6 protein-coding genes are annotated in these 7,079 nt (G+C 33.6%); 5 read left to right on the top strand and 1 reads right to left on the bottom strand.

Translation table 11 applies throughout. The features are described from left to right. Window positions 1-25: 25 nt before the first annotated feature. Together QMD61_11275 and QMD61_11270 are read left to right on the top strand one after the other, a co-directional pair. Window positions 26-1,624: a sodium:solute symporter family protein gene (locus tag QMD61_11275; GenBank protein MDI6725215.1), complete on the top strand. Its 1,599-nt coding sequence runs from the start codon at window positions 26-28 to the stop codon at window positions 1,622-1,624. Between the two features lie 103 nt (window positions 1,625-1,727). After that, window positions 1,728-2,588: an MBL fold metallo-hydrolase gene (locus QMD61_11270; GenBank protein ID MDI6725214.1), complete on the top strand. Its 861-nt coding sequence runs from the start codon at window positions 1,728-1,730 to the stop codon at window positions 2,586-2,588. A gap of 125 nt (window positions 2,589-2,713) precedes the next feature. On the opposite strand, the gene QMD61_11265 is transcribed toward QMD61_11270, so the two are convergent. Then, window positions 2,714-4,129 (bottom strand): chitobiase/beta-hexosaminidase C-terminal domain-containing protein, encoded by a 1,416-nt coding sequence (locus QMD61_11265; GenBank protein MDI6725213.1) that lies wholly within the window; start codon window positions 4,127-4,129, stop codon window positions 2,714-2,716. A gap of 712 nt (window positions 4,130-4,841) precedes the next feature. Here QMD61_11265 and QMD61_11260 point away from each other — a divergent pair. The 3 genes from QMD61_11260 to QMD61_11250 all read left to right on the top strand — a co-directional run bounded on the left by QMD61_11260 (window position 4,842) and on the right by QMD61_11250 (window position 7,022). Further along, the gene (locus QMD61_11260) at window positions 4,842-6,506 is read left to right on the top strand and encodes a PAS domain S-box protein (GenBank protein MDI6725212.1); all 1,665 of its coding nucleotides are present in this window, start codon (window positions 4,842-4,844) and stop codon (window positions 6,504-6,506) included. After that, a complete protein-coding gene (locus tag QMD61_11255) occupies window positions 6,472-6,606 on the top strand; it encodes a hypothetical protein (protein MDI6725211.1) in 135 nt (44 codons plus the stop codon). Before QMD61_11260 ends, QMD61_11255 begins: the two co-directional genes overlap by 35 nt. A 284-nt stretch (window positions 6,607-6,890) precedes the next feature. Next, window positions 6,891-7,022, top strand: coding sequence for a PAS domain-containing protein (locus QMD61_11250; protein ID MDI6725210.1), 132 nt, complete (start codon window positions 6,891-6,893; stop codon window positions 7,020-7,022). Window positions 7,023-7,079 lie beyond the last annotated feature (57 nt).

Below are 7,079 nucleotides of genomic sequence, written 5' to 3'. Positions count from 1 at the left end.
TAAAATTCAAAAAGGAGGTTAGTAAATGGATGTATTAACACTAAGTATCATAGTAGCAATTTATCTTCTTATGATAGGTTATGTAGGATATGTGGCCTGGAAAAGGACCAAAAGCGCGGACGACTACATGGTTGCAGGGCGTAAAACTCACCCATATATCATGGCTCTTAGTTATGGTGCCACATTCATCAGTACTGCAGCAATTGTAGGTTTTGGTGGGACTGCCGCTAATTATGGTATGGGCATATTGTGGCTTGTATTTTTAAACATCCTTGTAGGTATATTTATAGCTTTTGTCTTCTTTGGTAAGCGTACAAGGAAAATGGGGCACAATTTAGATGCTTTAACTTTTCCAGAGTTCCTTTCACGGCGTTTTGACAGTAAATTTATCCAGTACTTTTCTGGAGCGGTAATATTCATAGGTATGCCTTTATACGCTTCAGCAGTACTAATTGGGATGGCCAGATTTGTGGAAACAACTCTCCAAATAGATTACAATATTGCATTAATTGTAATGGCCATTATTGTGGCAGTTTATGTAATTTTCGGAGGAATAAGGGGTGTAATGTATACTGATGCCTTACAGGGAACCATTATGTTCTTTGGAATGCTTTTCTTGCTTATATCTATCTATTGGTTACTTGGAGATGTAGTAAATGCTCATCAGGCTCTTACAAATCTTGTAAATGTAGTTCCACAAAGCGCTACTGCCAAAGCTTCTGCTACTGGATTTACGGGCTGGACAACTATGCCCGCATTAGGAAGTCCATTCTGGTGGACATTAGTTTCAAGTATTATACTGGGAGTAGGTATTGGAGTTCTATCTCAACCACAACTGGTTGTAAGATTCATGACCGTTAAATCCAACCGTGAATTAAATCGAGCAGTCTTAATTGGAGGAATTTTTATATTCATGACCACATTTACTGCATATGTAGTGGGCTCTTTATCTAATGTTTATTTCTTCGAACATATAGGTCAAACAGCTGTTCAGGCTGCTGGAGGCAACCTTGATAAAGTTATCCCTGCATTTATCAGTACTGCCATGCCTCTCTGGTTTGCCTATTTGTTTATGATAACCCTACTTTCAGCAGCGATGTCCACTCTTTCAGCCCAATTCCATGTTCAGGGAACTGCTATTGGAAGAGATGTTTATGAAACAGTTTCAAGGAAAAAGAGGGGATCATCAGTAATGGTGGCACGTGGAGGAATTGCAATTGCAGTGATAATTGCAGTTATTCTTGGATTTATCCTTCCTGGAAGTATTGTTGCAGTTGGAACTTCAATGTGGTTTGGTATAACTGCCGCAGCGTTTCTTGCCATGTATACAGCCGCATTATTCTGGAAAAGAGCAACAAAAGAAGGTGCGATTGCAGGACTTGTATCAGGGTCTTTTCTTAGCTTATTCTGGCTGGTTTTCGGTTTCAAAAAGTCAGCGGCGGCATTGGGTATTTGCCAGGCGCTTACAGGTAAAGCAACAATACTCACAGCAAGCCCTTGGCCTACTGTAGACCCCATAATCATTGCACTACCATTAGCAGTTATTATGACCATTGTGGTGAGTTTAATAACCAAACCACCATCTAAAGAACATCTAGATAAGTGTTTTAAAGGAATCAGTTAGTTTTAAATTAATTTTTCCCTCTATTTTTATTTTTTTAAATGTCTTAAAAAATTTATTAAACATCAATAGAAATATAATTGAGTTATTGAATTCTGGTTTTATCATGAAAAGAGAAAAATTTAGAATTAAAAAGAGCAATTTTAATGACTGGAACGAAGTTTTTAAAAACCCAGGACCTATAGCTGTTAAAAGCTTTATTACAGGACATGTAATACTGAATAAACGGGGTACATTGAATCCAGATCATCCCAATGCTGGAGAAATTAAAGATGAGCTTCTAAAAGTCCCAATACTTGCCCATTGGATTCATCATTCTGTTTATGGGGATTATCTTGTTGATGCCGGGTTAGATAGCTCTTATTACGAAGATCCATTCGGAAAGATGAATGGTATCTTTGCAGGATTATTTAAAAGTTTGAAGCTTTTTGGCGATGCGTACATTCAAAAAAGAAATCAGGGCATTTTATATCACCTTCAAAAGAATTCTGTTAATTTAAAAGGTGTTTTCCTGTCCCATTTACATTCTGATCACATTGCAGGGATTCGTGACTTACCAAAAAATATTTTCTATGTTGTTGGAAGGGGAGAGGAATATGTTAACCATAAACCCTTCTTTTATGGAGATTATTTTAAAGGAATTGAAGTTCTATACGAAATAGACTTTTTTGAAGCTCTTAACATGCCAATTTTAGGGCAATGTGCCGATATTTTTGGTGACAGCTCATTTTGGGCCATACCAACGCCCGGACATACTAGAGGACATATATCCTTTTTAATTAATGGAAAAAAAGGTCCTTTCCTGCTTGCAACTGATGCCTGTTTTATAAAATTAGGATTTGAAAAATGTATAGGCCCCAGAGACTACACTGATGATGTTTTAATGGCACAATCATCATTAAATAATCTAGTTAAGTTCAAAAAAGTATATCCACAAGTTAAGGTACTTTGCGGGCATGAAATATAATAAATTAAGATATTTTTAATATATTTTTCAAAAATTAGGTCCCGTTTACTGTAAATTTGTTTATAAATTATGACATAGAATTAAAATCTATTCAAATAAAAAAAAGAAAGAATCTCATAAAGAGATTATGTTAAAACGTTTTTTGTACCCCATCTTACCTGATTAGTGTATAACCACTTGTATTTCCAGCCTTTTTTCCACTTATATCTCCATTTATATCTCCATTTTCCATATTTCTTGTACCATTTTTTATATTTTAATTTATACCAGGATTTATACCAGAATTTCTTATAAGGCACTTTTACTATGTAGCTGTATGAGACTTTTTTGTATATGTTGTATTTAAGTGTGGATATTAGAGCTTGATTACCCGCGCTATCCCATGCTGTAAATTTCAATGTTTTAGAGGTTGATATGCCTATTGGTCCTGAATATAATGTGCTTGATTTGGTCGGGTCACTTCCGTCTATTGTGTAGTATATTGTTGCTATTTCATCTGCTGCTAGGGCAATATTCTGTGGACTGTAATATGATCCTCCTGCAGGAGTTGCAGTGACTTTAGGGGCAGTTGTATCTGCTGGTGGTGTGGTACCGTTTGGATCTGAAGTAAGCCATGGAGTGTAATTAGTGGTACCAACGACTTGGCCTGCTGCTGGGCCGGTGGCTGAACCCCACCAGTTATTTTTAAGATCTATTGTGCTGGAGTAGGTTGTTGAAACATCTTCTGAAACTAGATCATCTGGACTGTTTCCTATAAAACGGTTGTTATTTGCAATAAGAGTATCATTCGCAAATAAATCCCAGGTGAATATAGCTGCACCTCTACTTGTTACAGTATTACCTTCAAAAGTATTGCCTGTAATGGTTGCATTTACAAGATTGAAAATAGCTCCTCCTTCAGATGCGGAATTAGTTGTGAAGATACTACCGGTTACAGTTAATATACCGCTATTTGTTATAGCTCCTCCCCAATAACTTGCTGTGTTACTGGTGAAGGTACTGCTTTTAACTGTTGTAGTACCTCCATTGGAGATAGCACCGCCAGAATCTGCTTGATTTCCTGTAAATTTAACGTTTTCAACAATCAACAAACCTTCATTTTGAATAGCCCCACCTGACTCCTCAACAGGAGCTACTCCTACAGCATTTCCATTTTTAATTGTTAAATCTTTGATATCAAGTAAATATCCCTCTTTAACAGTGAAAACTCTGCTTGAGCCTTCCGCATCAATTATGGTATCTTCCTGACCTGCCCCTCTCATATCAATGTTCTTTTCAATAACTATATTTTTATTCCCATCTCCAGTATAGGTTCCAGATGCTATAAATACTGTTCCCCCGTTGTCTACCTGTTGTACTCCGTAACCTATTGTGAGATATGGCAGATTTGCACTACCATCTCCATCAGTATCACTACCAGTCGTATTTACATAGACTTGTGATGCAGCACTGGCTGTTGATATGGAAACGACTATTGCAAGCAGTCCAATTGCTACAAGTGCAAATATTTGCTCCTTTTTTAGCGTTTTAGTGCTTTTCAAAACTTCTCACCTATTTCATGTTTTTAAATAAGAAGATTTTTATCTTTGTACCTTTTTATACTGCTTTAATGTATTTTTATCTAAAATATGGATAATTAAGAGATAATTATCCATATTCAGTTGTTTTGTGCATGTTACTGCTCAAATGTACTAAATTTTCAATTTAATCTTCTTATTATTATATTAATAAGTTATTAAATAAATATATTACTATTGAGTTTTTATATAAACCATTATATATTAATCAAAAAAAATTGAAAACATTTATATTTTTATAATATTTATTATATTAATTATAAAGTATAAAAAAAGAGTTAAAATTCTTAATAAGCATTTTTATCTTAAAAAATATCATTTAAATAAAAATTTTTTCATTTAATAGTAATTAAACCATATATAATTTATTAAGTAACTATGATATCATTTAAACTCTGTATAATTCTTCAAAATGTTTCAAAATATTAAAAAAAATGGTAAATTACTTTTGAATACAAACTAAAAACATATAATTAGAACTAAGGCCGATAATTCTAAGATAAATAACTATTATATAGTTTTTTGAGTTAAAATAATTGAGGAATTAGTTTAAAGTGATAGTATAATAATATAATACTAAAGAGTATTTATGCTTGAAATCATATAAATATCACTATTAAATCTCATATTTAACACATTTAACCTGCAAAAAAAGAGAAATAGGGGGAATAATTCAATGAATAATCGAACACCTGGCATAAATGATGAAGAAGATGAAATTAAAACCGAAGAATATGGTCCTTTACCTGGTTTAGATTATCGTTTTTTTGAGTATATGCAGGAAGGAGTAGTAGTTTATACTCCTGTGCGCTATGGTTCTGATAAAATAGTTGATCTTACTATAACATATGCAAATCTTGCTGCATACAGGCAACGGAAATCTTTAAAAAAAGAACTGGTAGGAAAAAATATTACAGAGATTTATGGATATGAAGCTTCACAAGAGGAGCTTAAAGTAGCTAACGAAGTATTATCTACGGGCCGGGGAACAAAATATGAAACATATTCGACCATTCTTGATAAATATTTCTCAATAACTGCATTTGCGCCAAAAGAAGATTTGTATGTAACATTGACAACAGACATAACTAAACAAAAAAAGGCAGAAAAAGAAATACGTGCAGTAAATCAGAAACTTTCAGATATAATTGAGTTTCTACCTGACGCTACATTTGTAATTGATAAAAATAAGCAGGTAATCGCATGGAATAACGCGCTTGAACAAATGACAGGCGTTTCTAAAGGAGAAATGATAGGTAAAGGTGATTATGCTTATTCAGTACCATTTTATGGTTATAAAAGGCCAATAATAATTGATCTAATTTTTTTAACTGAAGAAGAGATAGAATCTAAATATAGTTATGTAAAAAGGGAAGGGAACACATTATTTGCAGAAGTATTTGTTAATAATCTCTTTGGTGGAAAAGGAGCTTATGTATTTGTTAAAGCATCTCCTCTTTATGATACTGAAGGTAACCTCTATGGTGCTATTGAAAGTGTCAGAGATATAACCGAGCAAAAAAAAGCTGAAATAGAGTTATTGGAAAGTGAAGAAAAGTTCAGGAGTACTATTGAACAGTCAACTGATGGAATTTCAATAATTGATGAAAAAGGAGTTATTATTGAATGGAATAAAGGCATGGAAAAGATAACAGGGCATCAAAGAGAAGAAGAATTAGGTCGGCTGATCTGGGAATCTCAATATGAATTATTGCCTGATGAAGAGAAAACTCCAGAATTATATGATTACATAAAGGGTACAATTTTACAATTCCTGCAAACTGGAGATACAGACTGGATAAATAGGCCATTAGATCGCAGAATTAAGCGCCCTGATGGAGAAATAAGGTATACACAATCAGTAACTTATCCAATTAGAACAGAAAAAGGAATAATAATTGGAAGCATCACTCGAGATGTAACAGAACAGAAAAAAATAGAAGAAAAATTAAGATACGAGCAGGATCTTTTAAATACCGTTTTAAACCATATCCCCGTGTCTGTCGCTGTAGCTGAGGCCCCCTCAGGAAAGTTAATAAGGACTAATGAACAATTCGAAAAAATATGGGAACAACCATTTACACCTTCAAAGGATATTGAAGATTATAATGTTTATAAAGGATTTCATCCAGATGGCACTCCATATAAACCTGAAGAATGGCCTTTATCTCGTTCTATAACAACCGGAGAAACAGTTATCAATGAAGAAATCTCAGTTTCATTTGAAGATGGAACCAAAAAAGTACTGAACGTTAGTTCTACACCAATAAAAGACAAAAATGGACAGATTATATTAGGAGTAGTTATTGCTGCAGATATTACAAGACGTAAAAAAAGCTAAAAACGCGCTGGAAGAAAGTGAAGCTACATTTCGGGCATTTTTTGAACTTGCATCAGTTGGAACTGCTATTATTGATCCTTCAAGTAGACGATTTATTTAAGTAAATGATCAATTTTCCAAAATTACTGAATATACACCAGATGAATTAATATACAAAAACTTTTTCTGATTTGACTCATCCGGAGACCGTGAATAGGACTCTGATAACTTTAATAAACTCTTAAAAGGTAAAATACCCCAATATGATATCGAAAAACAATATATACGTAAAGATGGGCAAGTTATCTGGGTTCGTATAGCAATAATCTTAATAAGAGATTCTCAAGGTAAACCCATAAGAACTATGGGAATTATTTTAGACATAAACGAACGAAAAAGACAGAAATGCTCCTTAAAGATATGAAGAAAAGTATTCTAAATCTTTTTACTTTAACTCCTGCAGGAATGGCAATAACCACTATAGATGGTAAAATTATTGAAGCAAATAGTGCATATGCAAATATAACCGGATATTAACCGAAAGAATTTTTGGAAAAAGTATTGTAGATTTAAATATTATCCGCATTGAAGAAA

This window comes from Methanobacterium sp. (assembly GCA_030017655.1).
Lineage (GTDB): Archaea > Methanobacteriota > Methanobacteria > Methanobacteriales > Methanobacteriaceae > Methanobacterium_D.
Note: the sequence above shows the minus strand (reverse complement) of the source record. Positions and strands in the feature narration are given on the sequence as shown.

Coding starts and splice junctions, on each gene's coding strand:
- QMD61_11275 (MDI6725215.1), top strand. CDS start 26: ATGGATGTATTAACACTAAGTATCATAGTAGCAATTTATCTTCTTATG.
- QMD61_11270 (MDI6725214.1), top strand. CDS start 1,728: ATGAAAAGAGAAAAATTTAGAATTAAAAAGAGCAATTTTAATGACTGG.
- QMD61_11260 (MDI6725212.1), top strand. CDS start 4,842: ATGAATAATCGAACACCTGGCATAAATGATGAAGAAGATGAAATTAAA.
- QMD61_11250 (MDI6725210.1), top strand. CDS start 6,891: ATGCTCCTTAAAGATATGAAGAAAAGTATTCTAAATCTTTTTACTTTA.